At 39.9% G+C, this 22,672-nt stretch carries 20 protein-coding genes and 4 tRNA genes; 7 read left to right on the top strand and 17 right to left on the bottom strand.

From position 1 onward, the window contains the following. The first annotated feature begins 265 nt into the window (after positions 1–265). From RFH42_RS14530 to RFH42_RS14520, 3 genes are read left to right on the top strand one after another with little or no spacing between them, the layout of a single operon-like run. The gene (locus RFH42_RS14530; RefSeq protein ID WP_308976492.1) at positions 266–715 is read left to right on the top strand and encodes a YfiR family protein; all 450 of its coding nucleotides are present in this window, start codon (positions 266–268) and stop codon (positions 713–715) included. A 4-nt stretch (positions 716–719) separates the two neighbouring features. Continuing rightward, positions 720–1,958, top strand: a complete 1,239-nt coding sequence (locus RFH42_RS14525) for a sensor domain-containing diguanylate cyclase (RefSeq protein ID WP_308976491.1) — start codon at positions 720–722, stop codon at positions 1,956–1,958. Continuing rightward, a complete protein-coding gene (locus RFH42_RS14520) occupies positions 1,939–2,427 on the top strand; it encodes an OmpA family protein (protein ID WP_308976490.1) in 489 nt (162 codons plus the stop codon). Before RFH42_RS14525 ends, RFH42_RS14520 begins: the two co-directional genes overlap by 20 nt. A 130-nt stretch (positions 2,428–2,557) precedes the next feature. Here RFH42_RS14520 and RFH42_RS14515 read toward each other — a convergent pair whose 3' ends face one another. The 10 genes from RFH42_RS14515 to secA form a co-directional block, all read right to left on the bottom strand. Then, the gene (locus RFH42_RS14515; RefSeq protein ID WP_308976489.1) at positions 2,558–3,103 is read right to left on the bottom strand and encodes an HdeD family acid-resistance protein; all 546 of its coding nucleotides are present in this window, start codon (positions 3,101–3,103) and stop codon (positions 2,558–2,560) included. 240 nt (positions 3,104–3,343) lie between these two features. Further along, positions 3,344–4,738: a hypothetical protein gene (locus RFH42_RS14510; RefSeq protein WP_308976488.1), complete on the bottom strand. Its 1,395-nt coding sequence runs from the start codon at positions 4,736–4,738 to the stop codon at positions 3,344–3,346. 133 nt (positions 4,739–4,871) lie between these two features. Continuing rightward, positions 4,872–4,948: transfer RNA gene (locus RFH42_RS14505), tRNA-Pro, on the bottom strand. 22 nt (positions 4,949–4,970) lie between these two features. Next, positions 4,971–5,046: transfer RNA gene (locus RFH42_RS14500), tRNA-His, on the bottom strand. A 39-nt stretch (positions 5,047–5,085) separates the two neighbouring features. Further along, positions 5,086–5,162, bottom strand: a tRNA-Arg gene (locus tag RFH42_RS14495). A 46-nt stretch (positions 5,163–5,208) separates the two neighbouring features. Beyond that, positions 5,209–5,285: transfer RNA gene (locus RFH42_RS14490), tRNA-Pro, on the bottom strand. Between the two features lie 142 nt (positions 5,286–5,427). Continuing rightward, positions 5,428–6,495, bottom strand: coding sequence for a quinolinate synthase NadA (gene nadA / locus RFH42_RS14485; RefSeq protein ID WP_308976487.1), 1,068 nt, complete (start codon positions 6,493–6,495; stop codon positions 5,428–5,430). 108 nt (positions 6,496–6,603) lie between these two features. Beyond that, positions 6,604–7,824, bottom strand: a complete 1,221-nt coding sequence (argJ, locus tag RFH42_RS14480; protein ID WP_308976486.1) for a bifunctional glutamate N-acetyltransferase/amino-acid acetyltransferase ArgJ — start codon at positions 7,822–7,824, stop codon at positions 6,604–6,606. Between the two features lie 148 nt (positions 7,825–7,972). Next, complete coding sequence (locus RFH42_RS14475) at positions 7,973–8,326, bottom strand: hypothetical protein (RefSeq protein ID WP_308976484.1); 354 nt, start codon at positions 8,324–8,326, stop codon at positions 7,973–7,975. Between the two features lie 126 nt (positions 8,327–8,452). Further along, positions 8,453–11,170, bottom strand: a complete 2,718-nt coding sequence (gene secA, locus RFH42_RS14470; RefSeq protein ID WP_308976483.1) for a preprotein translocase subunit SecA — start codon at positions 11,168–11,170, stop codon at positions 8,453–8,455. Between the two features lie 405 nt (positions 11,171–11,575). On the opposite strand from secA, the gene RFH42_RS14465 reads away from it, so the two are divergent. Further along, entirely contained in the window at positions 11,576–12,157 is a 582-nt protein-coding gene (locus tag RFH42_RS14465; RefSeq protein WP_308976482.1) for a dual specificity protein phosphatase family protein, read from the top strand. A gap of 91 nt (positions 12,158–12,248) precedes the next feature. On the opposite strand, the gene RFH42_RS14460 is transcribed toward RFH42_RS14465, so the two are convergent. The 5 genes from RFH42_RS14460 to RFH42_RS14440 are packed head-to-tail and all read right to left on the bottom strand — an operon-like array spanning position 12,249 to position 16,469. Continuing rightward, entirely contained in the window at positions 12,249–13,229 is a 981-nt protein-coding gene (locus RFH42_RS14460) for an SPOR domain-containing protein (RefSeq protein ID WP_308976481.1), read from the bottom strand. Continuing rightward, positions 13,220–14,506 carry a bifunctional tetrahydrofolate synthase/dihydrofolate synthase gene (gene folC / locus RFH42_RS14455; protein WP_308976480.1) on the bottom strand — a complete coding sequence of 429 codons (1,287 nt, stop codon included), beginning with the start codon at positions 14,504–14,506 and terminating at the stop codon, positions 13,220–13,222. Before folC ends, RFH42_RS14460 begins: the two co-directional genes overlap by 10 nt. Then, a complete protein-coding gene (accD, locus tag RFH42_RS14450) occupies positions 14,503–15,399 on the bottom strand; it encodes an acetyl-CoA carboxylase, carboxyltransferase subunit beta (RefSeq protein ID WP_308976479.1) in 897 nt (298 codons plus the stop codon). Before accD ends, folC begins: the two co-directional genes overlap by 4 nt. Then, entirely contained in the window at positions 15,396–16,199 is an 804-nt protein-coding gene (gene trpA / locus RFH42_RS14445; protein ID WP_308976478.1) for a tryptophan synthase subunit alpha, read from the bottom strand. Before trpA ends, accD begins: the two co-directional genes overlap by 4 nt. Positions 16,200–16,214: 15 nt before the next feature. Next, positions 16,215–16,469, bottom strand: coding sequence for a hypothetical protein (locus RFH42_RS14440; RefSeq protein WP_308976477.1), 255 nt, complete (start codon positions 16,467–16,469; stop codon positions 16,215–16,217). Between the two features lie 162 nt (positions 16,470–16,631). On the opposite strand from RFH42_RS14440, the gene RFH42_RS14435 reads away from it, so the two are divergent. After that, positions 16,632–17,963 carry a Na+/H+ antiporter NhaC family protein gene (locus RFH42_RS14435; protein WP_308976475.1) on the top strand — a complete coding sequence of 444 codons (1,332 nt, stop codon included), beginning with the start codon at positions 16,632–16,634 and terminating at the stop codon, positions 17,961–17,963. A gap of 233 nt (positions 17,964–18,196) precedes the next feature. After that, the gene (locus tag RFH42_RS14430; RefSeq protein WP_308976474.1) at positions 18,197–19,087 is read left to right on the top strand and encodes a metal-dependent hydrolase; all 891 of its coding nucleotides are present in this window, start codon (positions 18,197–18,199) and stop codon (positions 19,085–19,087) included. A 45-nt stretch (positions 19,088–19,132) separates the two neighbouring features. Here RFH42_RS14430 and RFH42_RS14425 read toward each other — a convergent pair whose 3' ends face one another. Together RFH42_RS14425 and RFH42_RS14420 are read right to left on the bottom strand one after the other, a co-directional pair. Next, a complete protein-coding gene (locus RFH42_RS14425) occupies positions 19,133–20,131 on the bottom strand; it encodes a DUF2804 domain-containing protein (RefSeq protein ID WP_308976473.1) in 999 nt (332 codons plus the stop codon). A gap of 162 nt (positions 20,132–20,293) precedes the next feature. After that, positions 20,294–21,415 carry a CaiB/BaiF CoA transferase family protein gene (locus RFH42_RS14420; protein ID WP_308976472.1) on the bottom strand — a complete coding sequence of 374 codons (1,122 nt, stop codon included), beginning with the start codon at positions 21,413–21,415 and terminating at the stop codon, positions 20,294–20,296. Positions 21,416–21,625: 210 nt separating this feature from the next. On the opposite strand from RFH42_RS14420, the gene RFH42_RS14415 reads away from it, so the two are divergent. Continuing rightward, a complete protein-coding gene (locus RFH42_RS14415) occupies positions 21,626–22,639 on the top strand; it encodes an AraC family transcriptional regulator (protein ID WP_308976471.1) in 1,014 nt (337 codons plus the stop codon). Positions 22,640–22,672: the final 33 nt, after the last annotated feature.

Here is a 22,672-nt window from a genome sequence, read left to right as displayed (position 1 = left end):
TATCAGAAGTTTTATTTAACATCACCGCCGATGGATGTGCATTATAGGCTAATTTTTTTAGACTGCAAGGGCTTTTTCTAAATATTTTTTTATTTGGTTTATTTTTAATCTATTTTGTTTAAATAAACCTTAAAACATTCTTTTCTGCTTATTTTTTCGCTAAAATAGCGTAATTAATCTGAAAAAACTAATATTTAATGCAATGCATCACTTAATTGATAAATGTCGAGTTATTCTATGTGTGTTATTAGCCACAATAACGCCTATGACGACGCACGCTTTATCAACACAGTCTTTTGAAGTGACAACATTTTCAATTTTAAGTTACGCAAACTGGAAAACTATTGTTTCAACACCAACACTCTGTGTAGTAGACAATCCAACATTAGCAACCCAGTTTAAAACAGTACAACAACAAAACGGTCATAAGTTTAATATAGTTGCATCATCCTTAAACACTCTAGATAAGTCTTCATGCAATATTTTATTTTTTTCAACCCTTTCACCAAAAGCAGAGCAAAAAGTACTAAATGGTTATAACACCCCACCTCTATCGTTTAGTTCAAATAATATTACTTGTGAAATTGGTAGCTCATTTTGTTTATATAGAAAACAACAACATACTTCATTTAAAGTAAACATGAGCAGTTTAAGTGAAACTGCTGTTCATGTTGACCCACGTGTATTACTGCTAGCAAAATCAACGGAGCAATGATGTTATGTTTTTTAGTAAAATGACATCGCTGCAGCATTTATTCAAACGATCGCAGCTCGCTATTTTTGCTCTTACTGTTTTTACTTGCACAACTATTTTTGTCGTAATTTCTGCTTATACGATGGAAATCTTGGCCAAACAAAGTATAAATGTACTCAGCCATGCCCTCAGTGAACGCATTCAACCTGCTGTGGTATTTAATGACAAGGTCACAATTAATAAAATTTTAAGTGAGTACTCAAAGCACTACCCAATTCGCTCAATACAAGTATTTGATGAAGGTAATCACGAATTATCTAGTATTACTCCTCAAAAAAACCAAACCAATTCCACGACAAAATTACTCGACCGACTATTTTTCAATGTTCCTGTTATTGTTCCTATTCAACATAATCAGCAGTATTACGGAAAATTAATTGTTTATGGTAACTCTTCAAATTTAGTTAATTTTTTCAACCACATTCTTATTGGTTTAATTATCGCTTCACTACTTATTTTAACGGTACTCTCAATATTTGTGCATTTTGTCTACCAATACTTAATGTCATCAATCACCCCAGTGGTTGAAACTGCGCGTCAAATTGATCAAACAAAAGATTATAAATTACGCTTGCCAAGTACTCCTATTAAAGAAATTCAAGAAATCAATATTGTATTTAATGAATTACTCAACAAAGTCCAGGCTTCAAACCAACAACTCAAAATTGAAAATGACTTACTTTCACACCAAGCAAAACACGATGCATTAACCCAACTTCCTAATCGGACTTATTTCTATCAAGAACTTTTGCAACTTTTTAATCAAGAAAGTGAATATAATACTGCTCTATTTTTTATCGATAATAACAACTTCAAGGTAATTAATGATAAATTCGGCCATCAGGCTGGTGACGCCGTTTTAAAAGAAATGGCTCAACGCCTTAAAGATAGCCTTAACCCTGACGATTTTATTGCTCGACTAGGTGGTGATGAATTTGCCATCTTGATTAAAAACATTAAACAGCATAAGGATCTTGAAAAAGTAAGTAAGCACTTATTAAATTGCAGCAATCATCCAGTACATTACGATAAAACTGAGATCTATTTTAGTTTTAGTATTGGTATCGCCTTATTTAGTGGTGCAAACTCACCTGAAGATCTAATTTCCGCCGCAGATAATGCCATGTATAAAGCAAAGATGATGCATCAACATTGGTACTTATCGCCTAGTAAGGATGTCACTCGTGAAGACTACACTTATTAAAACCTTTAAAATATCACTCAGTATTTTGCTTATTATCAGTCTAACTGCCTGTATGAGTTTGGGTAATTTAAGTTACAAACAAGCTCGCATGCTCAAGAAAGAAGGTTTTACTTTAACTGAAGAAGGCTGGACTTTACGCCTACCCGATCGACTTCTTTTTGATTTCGACCAAGCTCAAATCCAAGAGGTAAGAAAGACTGAGATCATTCAACTTTCTCATCGTTTACAGAAATACCACTTGGATAAAATTAAAATTGTTGGACACACTGATGCAATTGGCTCACCTGAATACAACAACAAACTTTCTTTAAAGAGAGCCGAAACTGTAGCCGATGTTTTCTTAACTACGGGCTTCAACCCTAAAAACATTCAAACCATTGGTCGTGGTTCTGCACAACCACTCGCTCCGAATGATACCGATGAAAATCGCGCACTGAATCGACGAGTAAATATTATTATCATTCCTTGATGCCCTCACCCTAAATAATATGGTTTTACACCCTATTAGATAAAACTTAATCGCATATATAAAAATACCGAGCCCAATTCTCTATCAATGGACTCGGTATTTTTATACTTATATTATGCTTAAGCTAGAATTATAATTTCTTGATTGCAAAACTTAAAATTAACAAGTTAATTCCTTGGAATAATAAATCCAAGCCCAACATCAAACCCAACAACCAAAGCGGTGATGTAGGATTAAATGCAATAAGTAATCCTGTAGCAAACAATAAAATACCTGAAAATAGCACCCAACCCCAACCATTCACCATTCTAAGTTGGAATGCACTCACGATTCGAAAAATACCTCCCAGTAAAATAAAAGCAGCAATAAGCCAAGTTAAAGCTGATGCAGTGGCTAATGGTGCCTTAAATGCAAAGAAGCCTGCCAAGATATACAACAAACTAAATAACAACCACAGCCAACGATGTCCGCCATTTAAAGCACTCATTGACATTATTGCCTGTAATATACCCGCAAAAATCATGAGTAAACCAAATAGATACACCGATGTCAGCGTAGCAATTCCCGTAAATGTAACAAAGAGCAAGCCACTTACTATCAGTAAAACACCAAAAATAATGAGTATTGGTCGACTAGATTTCATTTGATCGATTAATGAACTTGGGAGTGTAGACATTATTTTATTCCTCTATGTATTAAGTTTTTTGAATAAAAAACAATCAAACCTATGTGATATTAGCAGATCTTACACCTTAAAATCATTTTTATAGATCAATTTACTTCTAATAAATTTTAATACAACAAACCCAAGTTTTTAGAGCAAATATCATTCACCATATGATCTATTGTCATTTATTGACAATAAATCTCATCACAATGATATCTCACTCCAAAAGACCACTTGATATTGTAACGCTTAGAGGCGCATGGCCTGACGTACAATATCATCAAATACATAATCCATATCGCGCTCAAATGCTGTAATGAGCTCTAAACACAACCCATTACGATCTTTAAGTGCCCCTTCTGTTTTATCTCTATATCCATCAGGTACGTTACCTGTGTAAATAATTCTATGTTGCTCTGACTCAACCTGTTTAGTTATATTCTTATCCCACCTTAAATCACCCCGAGCGCTCACACTGGCTCTTAACTCATATTCATTTCTTTTAGATTCAGTACGTTGATTAAATTTATTCTCAACCCCTTGTGCGCTTAACACGCTCTGAACCTGATTACGCTCTTCTTGCCTTCCCTCTTTAAAATAAGCAGCGTAATCAATATTAATCTGAATATTAGCACCATAAGAATTTGTCAATTTAAATGGATAAGAGCCAAATTTAGACTCCACTCTAGACTTAAAACGCTCTGAAAGTCGCTGACTATATAATGAACCGCAATAGTCTTCACCTCGATCTTGATGAATCGAATAACTCACCGTGATCATGCTTTTACTTCTTGCTAATTGAGCAAGGTTTAATGCATTTTTATAATCACCATAAGGTTTATATATTTGAGCTGCTTCATTATATAAACTCGACACGCCACGATAATCTGCTTTGTACAGCGCATTTTTTTCTTTTACAGTTGCTTGTAGGAATAATCGCTCAGCTTCAATAGCACGCCACATTTTGTCATATTTTAGAAATTGTTGGCGCGCATCTTTATAATCACCATAATTCCCATAAGCAGTCAAAGCTTGCGTAAAATACTCACTAGCAGCTTTATAATCCTTCGCTTTTACAGCGCCTAATGCGTATGAATAATACTCTTCAGCTCGTCTTGTTGAATATTCCTTACGATACTTTGTTGCTAAACTTTGCATATCCAAATAATTTGTATAGTGCAAACCACGCTCATACATCTCAGCCTTTAGACGATAACTATCTGTATCTATTAAGCCAATGGTATTGCCTTTTTCATAATAAAGCTTAGCTATATCTAATTGTATTTGATTTAAAGGATAACGTTGCACAAAGCTAGAAAACTCACTTGCATAAAAGCCAGTATTCACCAACTGACGTGCCTGATAAATTTTTTCTAAACGTTGCAGTTTTTGATCAAGTGTATTGTTTGGTAAATTTTCAAGTTGATTTAAAGAAAGATCTATTGCATTCATCCAGCTCTTTTTCAAAGCATCTCGTGGATATCCTTGTTTCTGGTCTAACTTAGCAGTAATAACTTGAATGCTTGCGATATAATCACCTTTTTCATATCCTTGCATTGCCTTATTCAAAGTCAACGTACAGGCAGATAAGCTACCCACACAAGATATAATCAAAATAATTTTATACAGACTTGCTTTATCCACACCGAGTTACCATAAATTCAATTTTTTAGAATTGTAAGGCAAAACAAAAGATTAAATATGGATAAAACCAAATATGATGAGATGTGAAGAATTTTTTGAAGAGTTTTAAGACGAGAGCTGTCTTTAAGAAAGATGGTCGGAGCAGTAGGATTCGAACCTACGACCCTCTGGTCCCAAACCAGATGCGCTACCAGACTGCGCCATACTCCGAAGTTATTCCTTTGGAAGGAATTGGGGTGAATGATGGGGCTCGAACCCACGACAACCGGAATCACAATCCGGGGCTCTACCAACTGAGCTACATCCACCGTCATAAAGTTTTGGTTCTACAATATCAAGCCCACAAATGGCGCGCCTGACAGGATTCGAACCTGTGACCATCCGCTTAGAAGGCGGATGCTCTATCCAACTGAGCTACAGGCGCGTAACGATGATACTCAATATCATGCAATACCTTTGCCTTGAAGAATTGGTCGGAGCAGTAGGATTCGAACCTACGACCCTCTGGTCCCAAACCAGATGCGCTACCAGACTGCGCCATACTCCGATTCATCTTAGCTTTGCTGTATCACACATCGTGCGGTACGGTGTGCATTCTAGGCGTGACGCTTCACAACGTCAACACCTATCATGAAAAAAAAGCCAAAAAATATAACGAATGTATATTTATCAGGCATATTGACTTAATTTTAACCCTTTAATGCCGCACTAAACGCTAACATTCGATCTAAAGGTCGTTTTGCTCCTTCTGCTAAAGCCGCATCTACGAAGATTTCTTGATCAGATTTTTGTAAAACATCTAAAATGCCATCAAGTTCATTCATTGCCATCCAAGGACAGTGTGCACAAGATCGACAAGTTGCGCCTTCGCCCGCAGTAGGTGCTTCAATTAAAGTTTTATTTGGTACGGCCTGCTGCATTTTGTAGAAAATTCCACGGTCAGTAGCCACAATGAGCGTATCCTGCTCTAGCGTTTGAGCGGCCTTAATCAGTTGTGAGGTGCTACCTACAGCATCAGCGACTGCAATTACCGCCTCTGGTGACTCTGGATGCACCAATACTGCCGCATTTGGATAAAGTTCTTTCATATTGGCAATTCCACGAGCACGGAACTCTTCATGCACAATACAAGCGCCATCCCATATCAACATTTCTGCGCCTGTTTTCTTTTGAATATAGCGCCCTAAGTGCTGGTCTGGAGCCCAAATGATTTTTTCACCCAAGCTATCTAAATGTTCAATGATTTCAACAGCACAGCTAGAAGTCACAACCCAATCTGCACGCGCTTTTACCGCAGCAGAAGTGTTTGCATAGACCACAACAGTATGATCTGGGTGTGCATCGCAGAATTGGGTAAACTCATCCACAGGACAACCCAAATCTAAAGAACATGTCGCCTCAAGTGTTGGCATTAAAATAGTTTTTTCAGGTGAGAGAATTTTAGCGGTCTCTCCCATAAACTTCACACCAGCAACAACCAAAGTCTTAGCAGGGTGATCTCGACCAAAACGAGCCATTTCCAATGAATCTGAAACGCAACCTCCCGTTGCCTCAGCCAATTCTTGCACCTCTGGGTCGCAGTAGTAGTGTGCAACTAACACTGCATCACGTTGTTGCAAGGCTTGACGAATTTGCTCGAATTTCTCCTGCTTCGCCTGAGGATCTAAAGTTTTATCCTTGATCTCTCCTAAACGGTCTAAATGCGTTTGAACAATTAATTTAGCATCGTTGGCGATTAGCTGACTTGCATCTTCCATAAAAGGCCTTCTTTATCCTCTGGATTAAATATGAAGATTAATATCTTCGAGTTTTAATGCCACCATGCTAAAAAACCTCACAAGGAGGTCTTTTAGAAAGCATGATCACTACGAACGGTAGTCAGCATTAATCTTGACATAATCATATGATAGATCACAGGTATAGACAGTATCTTTAGCCTGCCCACGCCCTAGATCGACCCGAATTGTCATTTCGGCTTGTGCCATCACAGCCGATCCGGCAGCCTCAGTGTAATCTGCTGCTGCTCCACCATCTTTACATATTTGAACTTGGTCCAACCAAACTTGTACTTTTTCAACATCAAGTGCTGGTACTCCAGCATATCCAATTGCGCACAAAATACGCCCCCAGTTTGGATCTGAAGCGAAAATTGCTGTTTTCACCAAAGGCGAGTGTGCAATGCTATAAGCAACATCACAACATTCCTGGGTATTTGCACCACCCTCAACGGCAACAGTAATAAATTTAGTTGCTCCCTCACCATCACGCACAATCAGTTGAGACAAACGTTGCATGATACGTGTCAACACATCAAGCACCTGCGCATAACGTGGGTCTGCTTGAGTTGACAATAACTCTCCACCAGCTTGTCCTGTTGCCACTAAAATACACGAATCGTTAGTAGAAGTATCACCATCTATCGTAATGCGATTAAAAGATACATTCGCAGTATCACGCAGCATTTGTTGTAACAAAGCTTGCTCGATTGGCATATCTGTTGCAACAAAACCAAGCATGGTTGCCATATTAGGGCGAATCATGCCGGCACCTTTTGAGATCCCAGTCATATGGTAAACAACACCATCAAGCTCAAACTGTTCAGATGCACCTTTAGGTGTAGTATCCGTTGTCATAATACCAAATGCTGCCTCAGTCCAAGCATCAGCTTTTAAATCAGCCAAAGCATGTGGAAGCCCTGCAATCAAACGCGGCATCGGTAATTGCTCACCAATAACACCTGTTGAAAATGGAAGAATCTGTGCAGCATCCACTCCAGCTAAGGCTGCTAACTCAGCACAGCTTTGCTCGGCATTTTGATAACCAACTTTTCCAGTACCCGCATTAGCATTACCAGTATTAATTAATAAATAACGTATTTCTGCTTGATTCAAATGAGCTTTAGAAATACTTACCGGTGCAGCGCAAAAGGCATTTTGTGTAAATACCCCAGCAACTTGAGTGCCAGCTGTAAATTCAAAAATGACCATATCTCGTCGGTTTGGATAACGGATATACGCTTCTGCACAACCAATTTTAACTCCTTTTACCACATGCATATGTGGCATAGTCACATCACCGACAGCCATTTTTGAAATCCAAATGTTGAACAAAAAAGAAAGCTTAGTCCATATATATAAAAAAATCGAGCTTAACTTGCTCGATTCTTTTTCAATCTTTTACAACGCTGAATTTCTCTTATTTTGAGCATGATCTATTGCTCAAATTAGATGCATATTATTCAGCTATTGTAGCTCCAGCTACATTGATGAGTGTCTGCTTTGCCTTCTCTTGACTGCTTGCAGATAACGCTGGGTTTGAAGCCACAATACGACTTGCGGTCGCAGGTGTTGCAGCAGCAATTGCCGCTGTTTTTAATACAACTGGACGGCCAGATGTATCACCTAGCGTATAGCGAATACCAGTACGGGGACTAATTACAGTCGTATTTTCACGTTTAACTTCAGTTTGAGCCGCAGCCCCACCAGTTGCAGCGATCACCTTTTCCACAGTCGTTGTTTGCTGTTCAGCAAATGCAACAACAGGAAGTGTTATTGCTGTAAACACTAAAGCTTTTAATACTTTTTTCATATTATCTGATTTCCAAATTAGTTGTGAACTAAATACCACTTAATCCATCAAGCTGCAATGCTATTTAAGCTACAGTACTTGTATAACAAAAAAGCAGAACCTAAGTTCTGCCTCTTCACACCTCGCTTAGATACGACCGTGACACTGCTTATACTTCATCCCAGACCCACAAGGACAAGGTGCATTACGACTTTCTGGTGCTGCAAATGCTTGTTCAGTTGCCTCACCATCCACATTAGCCTCATCATCAAATTCATCAACTTCTGAGTGCTCATAGGAAAGCTGCATCGCTTGCTCATGTGCTTGCTGCTGAGCCAATTGCTGCGCTTCTAGCTCAGCCATTTCTTCAGCAGTTGGAATGCGTAATTGTGAAAGATCCGCAATGACCTCACCTTTAATCGCACCTAACATATTGACGAATAAATTAAATGCTTCTTTTTTATATTCCTGCTCAGGATTTTTTTGCGCATACCCACGCAAATGAATCCCCTGACGCAGGTAATCCATCGCCGCCAAATGCTCTTTCCAATGACGATCTAATGCACCTAACATATAGTGACGCTCAAGCGTAGGGGCATTTTCCTCACCAATACGTTCACGACGTTCACGATAACGTTCAACAAGCTCGTCACTAATACGCTCAATTAAAGCTTCTTCATCTAAGCGACGATCTTCTTCTAACCAACGCGCAACTGGCAACTCGACTCCCAACTCAGTTTGAAGCGCTTGCTCCAAACCTGGAATATCCCATTGATCATGAATTGACTCTGGTGGAATAAAGTTTTCAATAAGCCCTTTTGCCACCTCGTGATGCATCTCTTCAAGATAAGCTTGTAAACTTGCTTCTTCTAAAATTTCATCACGTTGCGAGTAAATAATCTTACGTTGCTCATTGTTTACATCATCGTATTTCAGCAAGTTTTTACGAATATCAAAGTTACGTGCTTCGACTTTACGTTGTGCATTTTCAATTGAACGTGAAACCATTTTATGTTCAATGGCTTCATTTTCTTGCAATCCCATTGCACGCATCATCCCCACAACACGATCACCGGCGAAAATACGCATCAAATCATCTTCAAGAGAGAGGAAGAAACGAGAAACACCCGGATCGCCTTGACGACCAGAACGACCTCGTAACTGGTTATCAATACGACGCGATTCATGACGTTCAGAACCAATAATGTGTAAGCCACCAGAACTTAACACCATTTCATTGTTATGTTCCCACTCGGCTTTTAACCGTGCCTGATCATCTGCTGTTGGGTTTTCAATTTTAGCAAGCAATGCTTTCCAGTTACCGCCCAATAAAATATCCGTACCACGACCAGCCATGTTTGTTGCAATGGTCACTGCTCTTGGAGAACCTGCCTGAGCAATAATGTCAGCCTCACGCTCATGCTGTTTCGCATTCAAAACCTCATGGGCAATGCCCGCAGCATTCAATTTTTCAGATAAAATTTCACTGGCTTCAATCGTTGCAGTACCAATTAAAATTGGCGCCACACCTTCCGCATGAATTTTTTCAATCTCTTGAATAATTGCGTTGTATTTACCATTACGATTTAAATAAATCAGGTCGTTTTGATCTTTACGAACCATTGGTCGATGTGTAGGAATAATCACCACATCTAAACCATAAATTTCTTTCATTTCCGCAGCTTCAGTATCTGCTGTACCAGTCATTCCAGATAACTTGCGGTATAAACGGAAATAGTTTTGGAATGTAGTTGTTGCTAGCGTTTGGTTTTCAGGTTGAATTTCCAGACCTTCTTTGGCTTCAACAGCTTGGTGCAAACCTTCAGACCAACGACGACCAGGCATAGTTCGACCTGTATTTTCATCGACAATCACCACTTCACCGTCATGTACAATATAGTGCACATTACGTTGATAGAGCACATGCGCACGAATTGCAGCGGTAACATGATGCACTAGGTTCAAGTTCGCTGCTGAATACAAGCTTTCACCTTCAGCCAACAATCCCATTTTAATCAGTTCTTGCTCAACGGTTTCAAAACCAACTTCTGTCATTTCAACAGTACGTTGCTTCTCATCGATCCAGTAATGACCACCATCAGCAACTTTTTCTTCTTGTTGAGGATGTAATCGTGGAGGGATACCATTTATCGCTTGGTAAAGTTGTGATGAGTCTTCGCTTTGACCTGAAATAATCAGTGGTGTACGAGCTTCATCAATTAAGATCGAATCGACCTCATCAATAATGGCGTAAATTAAACCACGTTGTTTTTTCTCTGCCATCGAAAACACCATGTTATCGCGCAGATAGTCAAAACCAAATTCATTGTTGGTCCCATAAGTAATATCAGCTCTATACGCATCTGCCTTTTCTACAGGAGATTGCATAGAGTAAATTACGCCAACACTTAAACCCAAAAACTCATAGAGTGGACGGTTTAACTCGGCATCACGTTGCGCCAGATAATCATTGACGGTAATAACATGTACGCCCGAACCGCTAATCGCATTTAGATAAACTGCCAGCGTTCCCATGAGAGTCTTACCCTCACCTGTACGCATCTCTGCAATTTTACCTTCATGTAAAGTAATACCACCAATCAACTGTACATCATAATGGCGCATCCCCATGATACGTTTACCGGCTTCACGGCAAACAGCAAAAGCTTCTGGTAATAATTTATCTAAGCTTTCACCTTGTTGATGACGTTTTTTAAATTCTTGCGTTTTTGCAGACAGGTCTGCATCATTAAGGGCAGATACCGTCGGTTCAAGCGCATTAATTTTATCAACGATTTTTCTCATTCGTTTGAGTTCGCGCTCATTTTTTGTACCGAAGATACCTCCGATCAGACTTGCCAACATGAATAAACTCTCTAAATCTTACTTGTCAAAATAGTTTTTTCTCAGACGATATTATGAAGCCAGAAATTTGAAGTACAAGGGTTTTGCACAATTCCGCTAAAAAAAATCTTGCTCATTCAAATCGCACATTTGAAATTAATATTGACTAACATAACAAATTTGGCGATCTAATACACGAAACATCCGATCACTATGGCATTATATTTATCAGAAAATAATTTTCTAACTGTTAACAAAGATTGAGTATGATGTAAAAACATCTCCAACCCGTTAATTTTATCCACCAAACTTAAGCGTGATTTCTCTGATCAATCCGCTATTTTTAGCGAAAACAAGATGAGTATTGAGCAACACATATCTGCTTAACCATCTTACATATTCACACTGTTCTTCAAAGTAAAAATCATGAATAAAAAACAGATTCTTCTCATCCTTACCTTAAATAGCGTACTTGTCACGGGCTGTGTCACAACAAAAAGCTGGCCCACAGAAACACGCCCAGCGCATTGGGGACAGGCACTACAACTTACTGACAATTTTTATCAAATCAGCCCTAACCTTTACCGTAGCAAACAGCCCGATGTAAATTTAGTTCTAAACTTAAAGCAACAAGGTATTAAGCGTGTAATCAATCTGAGACAAAGCAATTTCGATGCAAAAGTTTTTGCATCTCAGCCCTTCGATCTCATTCATATTCCTATAAACACTTGGTCCATTAACCGCAAACAGCTTCTTGATGTCATGCGCAGTATTCAACAAGCTGAACAAGCTCAAGAAAAGGTCTTGGTGCACTGTTATCACGGCTCAGATCGAACAGGTGCCAGTATTGCAATGTATCGGATTATTTTTCAAAACTGGAATAAACAAGATGCTATCAATGAAATGAAATATGGCGGCTATGGTTTTCATCCGATTTGGAGCAATATCGATGCTTTATTTAGCGATGAAAACATTGCATGGATACGTCAACAATTGGCTCAAAATTAAAAATAGGTTTAATAACGCTGTTGAAAATAATCAAGTGATATAACAATGGCAGTCACGAATCCAACACCCAATATGCTGGATTCGTTTGATCTTAACGTTGATCAAGTGGAACCCAATCAATTACCCACGCTGACTTCATATTGAGACTCGTATCGCTCGTAATTTTTTTACGGGTATTATCAGCAGCACTACGGTCTTTAGATGGACCAACCATAATACGAATACCTTTAGATGTTTGGCTTTGTGTCACTTTATAACCTTTAGCACGTAATTTGGCAGCAACAGCGTCAGCATTGGCCTGATTCGCAGCTAAACTCACCTGAACCATCCATTGCTTATCGCCATGTTCAAGTAGTTCACGTGCTTTGTCTGCTTCAGCCTTTTTCTTGGCTTCCTCTTGGGTTTTACGTTTCTTTTCTTCAGCCTTTTTATCTTCAGCCTTTTTATCTTCGGCTGCTTTTTGTTTTGCTAACTCTTGCTTACGTTCTTCGGCAGCCTTTCGTTTTTTCTCTTCAACCAAACGCTGCTCAGCCTGCTTCTTTGCAGCATCCTCACTTTGTTTTTTCTGTTGTTCAGCCTTACGTTCAGCAGCTTTTTGTTCTGCCACTTTCTGTTCTGCTGTTTTAGCTGTAGCACCTTGATTTACATTAACTTCAGGTGGAATATTATCTGAACTCTGCTGTGTTGCTTTGCGTCGAGCATTCATGGCCGCAAACTCTTCTGCTGCTTTACGTGCAGCAGCTGCTTCAGCCTGTTGTTGCATCTTTAAGAATTCTGCTGTTTTGGCCTCTTGTTCTGCAACAGCACTTTCACGCGCACGGCGCTGTTCCTCTAACAACCGTTTTTCTGTTTCAACATCAACAGTCAATGCCTGCAATGGCACTGCAGCTGAGGCTGGTGCTTGTTCAGGTGCAATTCGAATTTGTTCCACAGGACGAACACCAGAAGCTGCTGTTTCCAGAGTTGTTTGCTGAATTTCATCATTACCTTTGAGAAGTAGAGCTGCTAACAGCACGCCACCACCCAACAATACAACACCACCTAACCAGCGCTGTTTATTATTCATTGCCATTCTTCTAGACACTCCCAGATCGCCTCTAAGGTATGAAACGAACCACAGACCAATATAATTTGATTATCTTTTACTTCTGCGAGAGCTGACTCGAATGCGGCTTTTATATTTTCAAATTGCTCAACATTATTTTCAGTATTTAGCGCAGAACTGAGCTGTGCTAAGTCTGCCGCACGTGGCACATTTAGCTCAGCTATTTTCCACTTTAATGTGCTTCCTTTCAACAATTTGACCACAGAATTGATGTCTTTATCACCTAACATTGAAAAAATGGTCAGTATTTCCGTGAATTTCTTCTGTTTTTGCATGAACTTTTGCAAGTTTCTTAATAGGAATTCAACACCGTGCGGGTTATGTCCTGCATCAAAAATAACCGTTTTTCCCGCGATCTTTCGCACATCAAAACGCCCAGCTAAACGAGCGTTTTCAATCCCTACTGTCAGGGCTTGTAATGAAACCTCTAAACCACTGACATGAATCGCAGCAACTGCAGCTGCAATATTATCTAAGGCTAGGTGTCCTAATGGTAAACGTAATGTTCTTGCTGCCGATGCAAAATTCCAATATTGCTCATTCTCGGCATCATGAAAAAAATAATCACGATTCACAGCATAAAGCTTGGCATGACATTCAGTGACTTTATCTTGTATTGCTTGAGGAATTTGTTGTTGACCTGCAAAAACTACTGGAATATTTGGGCGGATAATCCCAGCCTTTTCAAATGCAATTTTTTCGATCGTGTCCCCAATCCACTCTACATGGTCAATCCCAATATTAGTAATGACAGCAACGTCAGGATCAATCACATTCACTACATCTAGACGTCCACCCAAACCAACTTCTAGAACCCAGACATCACACTGTTGTTGAAAAATCAGAAATGCGGCTAAGGATGTTGCTTCAAAAAAAGAGAGACTTAACCCACAATCTCGACGAGCCTGATCGACAAGGACAAAAGCTTCAACCAAGAGATGATCGGCAACTTCAACACCATTAATTTTTACACGTTCGTTAAAACGGTAAACATGTGGTGACTGATACAACCCAACGTTATAACCTTGAGCACGAAGAATTGCAGCGAGTGTCGTTGTAGTAGAGCCCTTACCATTGGTTCCCGCAACAGTAAGTACTTTCGCACTTGGGCGCGTAACCCCAAGCTTTTCAGCTACAGGAATAACTCGCTCTAATCCCAAGTCGATTCCTGTAACATGAACATGGCCCCAATAATTGAGCCATGTATTTAGAGAGTCTGTAATTAGTGGTGCATTGCAGTTCAAGGTAAATTCATCAACTTAGACACGATACGGTATACAGTATCACGTAATGCATGACGATGAACAATCTGATCGATTACCCCATGGTCAAGCAAGAACTCGGCACGTTGGAATGGTTCTTGTAACGTTTCACGTACAGTTTGCTCAATCACACGTTTACCTGCAAAGCCAATCATGGCCTTAGGTTCTGCAATATGTACATCGCCTAGCATTGCCAATGACGCAGTTACACCACCATAGACAGGATGTGTCATAACAACGATATAAGGCAGACCAGCAGCTTTTACTCTTTGGATTGCAGCAGAAGTACGTGCCATTTGCATTAAAGACAACATGCCTTCTTGCATACGTGCACCACCTGAAGCAGCAAAGCAAATCAAAGGTTGTTTGTCTGCAATAGCACGTTCAGCAGCTTGTACAAAACGGTCACCAACAACGGTACTCATTGAACCTGCCATAAAATCAAATTCAAAAGCACAAGCAACTAGAGGTAAATCTTTAAGCGTGCCTTGCATCACAACTAATGCTTCTGTTTCACCTGTTTTCTTTTGCGCTTCTTTTAAGCGCTCTGGATATGGTCGGCTATCCACAAATTTAAGTGGATCTTTTGCAACAAATTCACTACCCAGCTCAACCTTTACTTGATCAAAGAACCAATTCAATCGGTCACGTGCTTTCATGCGTAAATGTTCATCGCACTGAGGACAAACATAAACGTTAAAAGACATAGCCGTACGAGTAACTAAGGCATGGCACTCTGGGCACTCATAAGTAGGCTCCGTAAAAGTTGCCTTTAATGCTTGTTGTTCGTCGGGTTGCTGAATACCTGGCACACCGCGTTCAGTCCACGGTGTCGTTGCACTAAGAATTTTTCCGGCTTTCACTTCTTGATTCATACTAACTCATCGAGCGCCGCTCGAAGCTCCTTGACTTTGTTTACCGTTTGTTCCACGGCTTGTTCTGGTGCCAAATCTTCAAAAGGTTTCACGAGTGCAGTACCCACAATCACTGCATCTGCAACTTGCCCCATGGCTTTTGCTGATGCCGCATCGCGAATACCAAAGCCAACACCTACAGGAAGTGTGGTTAAGCTTTTAATTTTTTCAATACGCGCCGCAGCTTCTTGGGTATCTAAACGAGCAGAGCCCGTTACCCCTTTTAGCGAAACGTAGTAAATAAAACCACTGGCTTGCTGTGTCACCTTTTCAATTCGTTCATCGGTTGATGTTGGTGCAAGTAAGAAAATTTGGTCCATCTCATATTGTTTTAAGATAGGTGCAAGATTTTGTGATTCTTCAGGAGGTAAATCCACAATAATCAAACCATCTACACCAGACTGGTGTGCAGCCTCAACAAACTGCTTATAACCAATCACTTCTAAAGGGTTGAGATATCCCATTAACACCACTGGCGTTTCTTGATCTTGCTCACGAAAGGTTTTGACCATATCTAACACATCTAAGGTATTCGTCCCACCAGCAATCGCTCGCTCTGCAGCAAGTGCAATCACAGGGCCATCCGCCATAGGATCAGAAAAAGGTAAACCTAATTCAATTACGTCCACACCAGCTGTGACCATTTGGTGCAATAGTGGAACGGTGACATGCGGATGTGGGTCGCCAGCCATGACATAAGACACCAAAGCTTTACGCTGTTGAGATTTAAGCTGTTCAAATCGATTGGCTAAACGAGACATAGGGATGTACTTTCCTTAGAGTGTTAATGCTTGAGGAGTTTCTTGGTAAACATACAACAGCTTGCATTGTAACGCTATTTTTTCAAAATTGAACAGGTCAATCCATAGCACAAAACATATACATGATATGCTTACCCCCCAGTTGCTACATTTATCTATATTTTTAAGCCCCACACAATGATCAAAGCTTCCTAATTTTGCGCTATTTTCAAATCTATTTTTTACCATAGCTCCCCTGCTAAAAGCCCTGTATTCAATAATAAAACGCATAAAAAACAAGCCAAAACATTTAAATATGTTGCTATATACTCACGCCATCACGCTTATTCACACTCCCCTATGAGCAAGTACAACTGATTTATTCTTATCGAAATATAGAAAGCTGCTTTATACTATGCGGCTTGTTGTTTTCATGCCCTTAGATTTTTCATTATGACCACACAGACAACGGATAAAGTGCAAGCCCGTGGCATTGCGCTATTACCGCTTATTGTTTTTTTAGCCATATTTCTAGGAAGTGGTATTTATCACTCCATTATTGGTACAGCCTTTGCTTTTTATCAAATGAAAGCACCCGTAGCTGCATTGCCTGCAATCATGTTGGCTATTTTAATGTATAGAGGATCACTCAATACTGCTGTTGAAACATTTTTATCAGGGGCGCGACATGCTAACTTGATCTTAATGTTTATGGTCTTCATGCTTGCAGGTGCTTTTGCCAGTGTCACAAGTGCTATTGGTAGTGTTGATGCAACAGTTCAGTTTGGTCTTTCGATTATTCCAGCTGAATTCGTACTCCCCATGTTGTTTGTCATCTCTGCATTTATTGCAACAGCAATGGGAACATCCATGGGGACTATTGCAGCCTGTGCCCCAATTGCCTTTGGTTTTGCACATGCAACCGATATTGGTACAGCATATGCAATTGGTGCCGTTGTTGGTGGTGCTATGTTCGGTGATAACTTATCCATGATTTCGGATACCACCATTGCCGCAACAAGAAGTTTAAATGTCGAACTCCGCGATAAATTTAGAGTCAATGTTTGGATTGCTGTTCCAGCATCCATCTCAACGTTACTGTTTTATCTCTTCAATAGCCATGACGCCCAACACATCAGCCATAACAGCTATAATTTGTGGCTTGTTTTACCCTACTTAGCTGTATTTATACTTGCTTTCTCACGTCTGCATGTTCTTGCCGTACTTTGCATTGGTATTGTACTTTCTGTTGTGATTGGGGTGTTGATTCAACCTGCGTTTGGTCTCCTTCAAGTAAATGAAGCCATCTATTCAGGTTTTGTAGGGATGTTTGAAGTTGCATTGCTTTCTATGTTTCTTGGTGGTCTATCAGCCATGTTACAAAAGGAAGGTGGGTTAGAATGGCTCATTCAACGTATTTACCAATTAACAGCACTATTTAAAGTTGGGCGTGAACGTGCTGGAGAAATTGGCATTAGTATATTGGTCGTCATGTCCAATCTCTTTGTTGCGAATAATACGGTTGCGATTATTTTATCGGGGGATATGGCACGTGGCGTGGCTCAAGAATATGGAGTAAATCCTAAACGTGCTGCGGCTTTAATGGATATTTTTTCTTGTGTTGTTCAAGGTCTGATTCCTTACGGCGCTCAATTACTCTTGGCATGTTCTATTGCAAAAATCTCCCCAATTGAACTCATGGGCAATGTGTATTATTGCTGGATTATCGCGATCTTCGCTGTTTTAGCCATTATCTTCCGTTACCCACGCCTCAAGACCGCATAATTCATCTTTTAGGGCAAAAGATTCAGAGTTCAGTACACATTACTGAGCTCTTTTTTATTTTTACTTAATCAAACAACGACTCAATCCCAACTCCCCCCACTCATTAAAACAAAAAACAAAGTTGAAAATACAAATTGTCATAAAATGCATATAAAATGACCCATATGGTCAAGAACAAATGTCTTTTAAATTGGCATACTAAAACTCTGTCTAAGTTAGGTGTCAAAAATAAAATGAATACCATGATCACTTCACCGCGGCCAGTGGTACGTAGCAATTTAGATTTCAAGCTGGAACATATCCCACGTTTTTGGTTTGCAAATAATCCCTTTAGAACGCGCATTTTTGATGCTTTAAGTCTCACCTTTCCTGATGGTGAACGCTATTTCATTCAATCTGTACGACAATTTAGAGATCAAATCACTGATCCTGATTTACAACAACGTGTTGCAGATTTTATTCGTCAAGAAGCGCAACATGGCTTGGCCCATGACCAAATGAATGATGTGATGCGTCAACAAGGGATGCCTGTCGATCGTTTTATTGGTGTTTTACGTAACATCTTTAAATTTGAACTCGAAAATCGTTCGGCACAATACAATATTGCAATGACAGCAGCAGCGGAACACTTAACCGCGCTTATGGCACACACTTTTTATCAGCAACAAGATACGATGCGTGAAGCACATCCTTTCGTTCGTGCATTGCTAGCATGGCACGCTATTGAAGAAATGGAGCATCGCGATGTCGCTTTTGATGTCATGAAAGATATTGCTCAAGTGCCAGAATACTTACGTAAATTTGCCTTGCTCTTTACTACATTCATGATGTTTCATTTTACCTTATATCGGGCCAACGTCATGCTTCGCCATGATGGTTTTAGTACCTGGCAACGGATTAAAATGACCTCTCAAGGACTACCTTGGTTTTTAGGTAGAAAAGGTATTCTTTCAGCAATGAGAAAACCTTATTTAGATTGGTTCAAATCAGATTTCCACCCCAATCAGCATCCTGTCATTGCACAGTATCAGGTATGGGTTGACCATTTAGCACAAAGTCAGGACCCCATTGCAGCAGGCGAAGCCTTTTGGCAAGCAGCACAACAGGGTAAGAGATTGAGTTAAAAAGGCAATGAAAACACAACGAATTAAACAGCAAGATCCTTGCTGTTACCATTTAGCATAATGTTGCTCTAGCACCCCATATTCAGCATTAAGCTCAATCCCTCGTTGAGCATCTATTGGACGAATATGGCCACTAATTCGTGCCTGCCATTGACTAAACTGACTACCAACCAAACGTAGATTTAAACTTTCAAACCGACGCCAGCCAGTTTCAACTTTAAGCTCAAGACCCTGATCAATAGAGCGAATGCACCAGGTCTGTTCATCTATTTGCTCAAATAAAATGTCCGTTAAAGGAAAAAGGACACCGTTGATCCAAAGTGCATTTTCATTCCCATAGCTTTCATTAACGCCAGAAGCCAAATTCAGGCCAATACGACGACCTAACTGATCCCAAAAGCTACAAGACAACCAAAACCACGCTGTCTCAGGGCGTAAAAAACCGCAAGTATCATCCAATGCAGCTAAACTTTGATGATTAAACTCAATCTGTTGCTGATGACGATCAAGAAAAAAGCCCTCAACTGCCAAAGTCGTTAATTTTTGAGTATAAGTCCAACCATTAATTCCAGTGGGACTACACATACTTAAAGGATCTGTGCCTGCACAAAAGATTCTCGCTTTAAGTTTGATATCGTCATGTTTACGAACTTGGATATAGCGCACACCATTAGCATGCTGCATTTCAAGTCTATACGGCGCATGATTAAAATGGCTCTGATTAAACAATGGCTGTTCATCTACAACCGTATTCCGTGCTAAAAATTGATTCGCATTCCAACTTTGTACTTGCGCTGTTTCATGATCATAAATATAGAAAAATCCATGACCCATCCAAGCAATGTCAGCAATCGCAACACCAATACTGTAATGCTCATGTTGAATACTGCAAAACTTAAACTTTTTATATTTTAGTTGCTTACGCCAGCCTGTAAGCATCTTTCCATAAGGAGTTTTATATACATAACGCTCTGCACGTATAGAACGTGGGATTTGCTTAAACCGTCCATAATGTGGCTGACCATTTTTTTGTATTAATTCCATTCCAACCACCCAATTTCCAAAATACTAGACTTTAGTCGAGTGCTAATTATTGCTAATTTCCAATGAGTTGCAAAGCTCTATTACATTTAATTAGCGTTTTAAAGTTTGAAGCCTAAATATATTATTTGGAATATCAGTAGATTAGATATTAATCTATCACTTTCATGTTGGCCATTGCCCCTGCCCTAAAGCTTGCCCTATATAGTGATATCGCATTTTGGAACGAGAAAATTTGATTGGGCATGCCATCTGTTTGACAGTTTCCTGACTGTGTGGCGCTATTGGTACATCTACTAACCATTGTCGTTGCTGTGCCAATTCGGAATGTAAGGCTTCATCCAAACTCAGTACAGACTCAACACACAAATCAAGATTGGCAAAATGTGTCTGCCAATAAGCTAAATCTTGTTGAATAATACGGGCTGTGATGGCTTGTTTAACTTGCTCACGATCAGTTGCATCAAGTGAACCGCCCTTTTCTTGAATAATTGGCAAGTCTAAAGCCTGCGCTAGTCCCTGTTGAAATTGAGGTTCTAAACTTCCTATAGATAAATAGCGACCATCTCGTGTTGCATAATAATCATAGAAACTTCCACCATTTAATAATTCACCTTCGACCTGTTGTGATGCTCCTGCAAGACTTGCGGCTGCGGCCATACTATTGAGGCTGGCCACACAATCCGTCATAGAGATATCAATATGCTGTCCTAAGCCACTGCTTTGCCGTTCGATTACTGCCGCGAGTATGGCAATCATGGCATGCATAGAGCCACCTGCGATATCTGCAATTTGGATGCCCTGTGCAGGTGGACCATTGACTTTACGACCGCTATGACCTGCTATACCAGATAGAGCAATGTAGTTAATATCATGCCCTGCTCGGTGCTGATAATCTCCAGTTTGACCATAACCTGTAATTGAACAGTAAATTAGCCCAGGATGTCGCTTTGCCAAAGTTGTATAATCCAAACCTAAACGTTGCATTACCCCTGGCCTAAATTGCTCAAGTACAATATCGAAATCTTTGATTTTGTCGTATATCAGTTGAATACTCTCGGCTTGTTTTAAATCTAATGCAATCGACTGCTTATTACGGTTTAAATAATTATATGCTGCAGACTGTCCAAAAACATAGGGTGCAAATAATCGAACTAAATCGGGCCGAGTGGGTGATTCAATATGTATAACTTCTGCACCTAAGTCTGCGAAGTACATTGAGGCAAATGGCCCTGGCAATAATCCAGAAAAATCCAGTATTTTCAAACCACTTAAAGCACCACTCATGTGTTTCTTCCTTGATCACGTATATGCTTAAATAATGTTATAAAGTAAAAAAACTGAAAAACAATGTCATCTTCAGCCATTTACCCTGTTCATTTCTGCCATTTAACATGGCAAAATCAGATTTGATTGGTTGTAAATTGCCAATTTAACTATTTAATTCGTCATTTGGGTCAAATATTTGTGAATATCAAAGAGACTGAAGAATTTAACATGAGTCGGGATACCATCAGTATCCATTTCGTCAATGCTGCATTGACAGGCGTCAAACGTTTGGGCATGGATGTCGAAACTTTGTTGTCTCACGTGGGTATTGAGGCTGAATTGCTTCGCCAACCCAAAGCCCGTATTTCTCCAGAACAATATACGCGTTTTATCCGCATGTTATGGATGGTGACTCAAGATGAGCATGTTGGTTTTGACATACAACCACGCCGTCTTGGTACATTTGCCATTATGTGTCAACTTATTGTGCATGCCAAAACATTAGGTGATGCACTTGAACTCTCTTCACAGTTTTATAAACTGTTTGGTGATGAATGGTCTGTGACTTTAGAACGCGATAAACATGAAGCGCGTTTAGTACCTTTAGTACCAAAAAGCATGGATCCAGATCACTACATTACCGAAAGTATGCTAATGATCTGGCATGGTCTAGCTTCATGGTTAATTGAACGACGTATTCCTTTAGAGCGTGTTCACTTTAATTACCCACGCCCAAATCATGCAGATGAGTATGATGCTCTATTCTTTGCACCCGTTATGCAGTTTGATGCACCACGTACCGAAATTACTTTTGCGGCCGATTATCTTGACTTACCCCTTCGCCAAAACGATGAAAGTTTAGAAGAGTTCTTAAAGGCCGCTCCTGCACAATTACTGGTTAAATTTAAAAACAATAACTCGCTTACTTCACGTATCCGAGATGTGCTCAAGAGTCAAATTGGCGAAGAAATGCCAACATTAAACGATGTTGCTTCAATGCTTTACTTGTCTCCACAAACTTTGCGCCGTCGTCTTGCTGCAGAGGGTAAAAGCTATCAAGGCGTTAAAGATGCTCTACGCCGTGATGCTGCAATTCATCTCTTGCTCAATCCAAAACTGACCTTAGAAGATGTTGCTCAGCAAGTTGGTTTTAGTGAAACCAGTACTTTCCACCGCGCGTTTAAGAAATGGACTGGTGTAACGCCAGGACTCTATCGCCAATTGCATGGTTATATGTCTTAGCGTGTAGATTTCTTGTGTTCTGACTCTAACGTC

The organism is Acinetobacter rudis, from assembly GCF_031157835.1.
Lineage (GTDB): Bacteria > Pseudomonadota > Gammaproteobacteria > Pseudomonadales > Moraxellaceae > Acinetobacter > Acinetobacter rudis_A.
Note: the sequence above shows the minus strand (reverse complement) of the source record. Positions and strands in the feature narration are given on the sequence as shown.

Excerpts from the sequence above, each read along its gene's own strand:
- RFH42_RS14530 (WP_308976492.1), top strand. The coding sequence starts at position 266 with ATGACGACGCACGCTTTATCAACACAGTCTTTTGAAGTGACAACATTT.
- RFH42_RS14525 (WP_308976491.1), top strand. The coding sequence starts at position 720 with ATGTTTTTTAGTAAAATGACATCGCTGCAGCATTTATTCAAACGATCG.
- RFH42_RS14515 (WP_308976489.1), bottom strand. The coding sequence starts at position 3,103 with ATGTCTACACTCCCAAGTTCATTAATCGATCAAATGAAATCTAGTCGA.
- nadA (WP_308976487.1), bottom strand. The coding sequence starts at position 6,495 with ATGGAAGATGCAAGTCAGCTAATCGCCAACGATGCTAAATTAATTGTT.
- argJ (WP_308976486.1), bottom strand. The coding sequence starts at position 7,824 with ATGGCTGTCGGTGATGTGACTATGCCACATATGCATGTGGTAAAAGGA.
- RFH42_RS14475 (WP_308976484.1), bottom strand. The coding sequence starts at position 8,326 with ATGAAAAAAGTATTAAAAGCTTTAGTGTTTACAGCAATAACACTTCCT.
- secA (WP_308976483.1), bottom strand. The coding sequence starts at position 11,170 with ATGTTGGCAAGTCTGATCGGAGGTATCTTCGGTACAAAAAATGAGCGC.
- RFH42_RS14465 (WP_308976482.1), top strand. The coding sequence starts at position 11,576 with ATGAATAAAAAACAGATTCTTCTCATCCTTACCTTAAATAGCGTACTT.
- RFH42_RS14460 (WP_308976481.1), bottom strand. The coding sequence starts at position 13,229 with ATGGCAATGAATAATAAACAGCGCTGGTTAGGTGGTGTTGTATTGTTG.
- accD (WP_308976479.1), bottom strand. The coding sequence starts at position 15,399 with ATGAATCAAGAAGTGAAAGCCGGAAAAATTCTTAGTGCAACGACACCG.
- trpA (WP_308976478.1), bottom strand. The coding sequence starts at position 16,199 with ATGTCTCGTTTAGCCAATCGATTTGAACAGCTTAAATCTCAACAGCGT.
- RFH42_RS14440 (WP_308976477.1), bottom strand. The coding sequence starts at position 16,469 with ATGCGTTTTATTATTGAATACAGGGCTTTTAGCAGGGGAGCTATGGTA.
- RFH42_RS14435 (WP_308976475.1), top strand. The coding sequence starts at position 16,632 with ATGACCACACAGACAACGGATAAAGTGCAAGCCCGTGGCATTGCGCTA.
- RFH42_RS14430 (WP_308976474.1), top strand. The coding sequence starts at position 18,197 with ATGAATACCATGATCACTTCACCGCGGCCAGTGGTACGTAGCAATTTA.
- RFH42_RS14425 (WP_308976473.1), bottom strand. The coding sequence starts at position 20,131 with ATGGAATTAATACAAAAAAATGGTCAGCCACATTATGGACGGTTTAAG.
- RFH42_RS14420 (WP_308976472.1), bottom strand. The coding sequence starts at position 21,415 with ATGAGTGGTGCTTTAAGTGGTTTGAAAATACTGGATTTTTCTGGATTA.
- RFH42_RS14415 (WP_308976471.1), top strand. The coding sequence starts at position 21,626 with ATGAGTCGGGATACCATCAGTATCCATTTCGTCAATGCTGCATTGACA.